The following is a 2,897-nucleotide window of genomic DNA, read 5'->3' as shown; positions in this document are numbered from 1 at the left end:
CGCTCGGACCAGCGCATCGGCGGGCGGACGGCCAGTTGCATCTGCTGGGCCTGAACTTCGCTGTTCTGTGAAGGGGGCGAGGGCTGGCACGCGGCCAGAAATGCCATGGCGGCAAAAGGGATCAGCGCGGCGCGCATTCTGTTCTCATCAGACGTTTTCGATCCCGTCGCCTTGCCCCGGAACAAATGTTCGCGCAATACGGGCATCTGGCTATCGGCAGAAACGCGCCTTAGCGAGGTTCCGGCACTGACGGAAATCCGCCGACACGCCCAAACAGCCAGATGTGCATGCCGCAAATCACGCCATTGTGAACGATCCGGTTTACCATCTGTCAACGGGTTCCGCTGCGGCAAGATGAACGGTTGCATCTTGGCTTTGTATCCCGTCGCGGTCAAAACTCTGGTTGATTCGCTTCATCTGTGGGTTTTGCGGGGAATTTTCATGATTTTCGCGGTTATTGGTGCCGTACTGGCGGCAAGTTTCTGGATCTGGCGTATTCGCACGGCGGGTCAGGCGGCACGTGAATTGGTCAACATGGCGGGCGATGTAATGGGCGCGGCGCGCGCGTTGGGGTTTCGCCGCCGCGCGAATGTCCATCCGGTCGAAAGCGTCGATGACGCCGATCTGGCGATGACCGGAATCGCCATGGCCTTTCTGGAACTGGACGGTCTGCCGACGCGCGACGATCAGCAGGCGCTGGCGCAAACGATCGGTCGCCATACCGGCTGCGGCAAGGACAAAGTCGAAGAGATGATGATCGTCGGTCGCTGGCTGGTCAATGAATGCAAAGGCCCGCAACCCGCTGTGACTCGCATGGTCAAGCGGCTGAACAGGCTGGACAAGACCTCGTTCCAGACGCTGCTGCCGATCCTGAACGATATCGGCCAGCGATCCGGCGGGCTGTCGGACCGGCAGCGCGACGCCCTGGCCGAGATCGCGCGGGTGATGAAGCTGGGGTAAGTCAGCGCCCTTGCCGCCCCGCCGCCCCTGCCGTAAAAACCGGGCAAACCAGCGAAGCCGAGGCCCCCGATGCTTGACCACCTCTCTTTCACCGCGCCCGAACCGAAAGTGATCGCCGGGGCAAAGGGCGACTGGGAACTGGTCATCGGGCTGGAGGTGCATGCGCAGGTCGCCTCGAAGGCCAAGCTGTTCTCGGGCGCGCCGACCACCTTCGGGGCCGAACCCAACAGCAATGTAGCCTTTGTCGATGCCGCCATGCCGGGCATGCTGCCGGTGATCAATGAATTCTGCGTGGCGCAGGCCGTGCGCACCGGGCTTGGCCTCAAGGCCGGGATCAACCTGCGCAGCGCCTTTGACCGCAAGAACTATTTCTACCCCGACCTGCCTCAGGGCTATCAGATCAGCCAGCTTTATCACCCCATCGTCGGCGAGGGCGAGGTCATCGTGGATATGGGGCCGGGCATCGCCCGCCGCGTGCGCATCGAACGGATCCATCTGGAACAGGATGCCGGCAAGTCCATTCACGACATGGATCCGAACATGTCCTTCGTGGACCTGAACCGCACCGGCGTCGCCCTGATGGAAATCGTCAGCCGCCCCGACATTCGCGGCCCCGAAGAGGCCGCCGCCTATGTCGCCAAGCTGCGCCAGATCATGCGCTATCTGGGAACCTGCGACGGCAACATGCAGAACGGCAACCTGCGCGCGGATGTGAATGTCAGCGTCTGCCCGCCCGGTGCCTATGAGAAATATCAGGAAACGCAGGATTTCAGCCATCTGGGCACACGCTGCGAGATCAAGAACATGAACTCTCTGCGGTTCATCCAGCAAGCCATCGAATACGAGGCCCGCCGCCAGCTCGCCATCATCGAAGACGGCGGCACGGTCGTGCAGGACACCCGGCTCTATGACCCCGACCAGGGCGACACCCGGTCGATGCGCAGCACGGAAGAGGCGCATGATTACCGTTAGGTCCCCTGCCCCGACCTGCGTCCGCTGGAACTCGAACAGGCATGGGTCGATGGCATCGCGGGCGACATGCCGGAACTGCCCGACACCAAGAAGGCGCGTTTCGTCAAGGATCTGGGCCTGTCGGAATATGATGCCGGCGTGCTGACCGCCGAGGTCGAAAACGCCGATTATTTCGAGGCCGTGGCGCAGGGCCGCGACGGCAAGCAGGCCGCGAACTGGGTCATCAATGAATTGTTCGGGCGCCTGAACAAGGAAGGGCTGACGATCGAGACATCGCCGATTTCCTCTGCACAGCTTGGCGGCGTGATTGATCTGATCGCAGGGGGCGATATTTCGGGCAAGATCGCCAAGGATCTGTTCGAAATCCTCTGGACCGAAGGTGGAGACCCTGCGCAAATCGTGGAAGCACGCGGCATGAAGCAGGTGACTGATCTGGGCGCGATCGAGGCTGCGGTGGATGAAATCATTGCCGCCAACCCGGCACAGGTGGAAAAGGCAAAGCAGAACCCGAAACTGGCGGGCTGGTTCGTCGGTCAGGTGCTGAAGGCCACAGGAGGCAAGGCCAATCCGGCGGCCGTCAACGAACTGGTGGCGCAAAAGCTTTTGGGATGATCGCAAAAGCCGCGCGGCTTTGCCCTCATTCCGGCGTCAGGCCGGTGATTGCCCGACCTGCCGCCGGTCGCATGCGGTATTCCCGAAGGGGGGCGTCCGGCACATACGCGCGGTCGCGAATCTTATACGGAACAGTATTGTATGGCGCTCGTGGCGCGCAAGGACCGCGGGCAGTTTTTCGCCTTTCCTCCGGTATTCGGCGGGGCGGCGCCGATGCAGGCACATCTACCGGTTGAAAAACGCAACTCATTGGTACAGCTAGGGCTTTTGCTTCAAAATCTAAGGTTGTACCCTCTTGATCCAATCAAAAAGACGCGGCAACCCTCGGGCAGTAGTTGAGGGTTGCGTTGTCT

General features: G+C 61.4%; 1 protein-coding gene and 1 pseudogene. Both read left to right on the top strand.

Annotation, left to right across the window (positions count from 1 at the left end; genetic code table 11):
• Positions 1-441 precede the first annotated feature (441 nt).
• A complete protein-coding gene (locus ACK5L9_RS16515; RefSeq protein ID WP_416912551.1) occupies positions 442-960 on the top strand; it encodes a hypothetical protein in 519 nt (172 codons plus the stop codon).
• Positions 961-1,029: 69 nt separating this feature from the next.
• A pseudogene (gene gatB, locus ACK5L9_RS16510) lies at positions 1,030-2,544 on the top strand (Asp-tRNA(Asn)/Glu-tRNA(Gln) amidotransferase subunit GatB).
• Positions 2,545-2,897 lie beyond the last annotated feature (353 nt).

The sequence above is a fragment of the Paracoccus sp. (in: a-proteobacteria) genome, from assembly GCF_047973135.1.
Taxonomy (GTDB): domain Bacteria; phylum Pseudomonadota; class Alphaproteobacteria; order Rhodobacterales; family Rhodobacteraceae; genus Paracoccus.
This window is presented reverse-complemented; position numbering and strand designations above follow the sequence as displayed.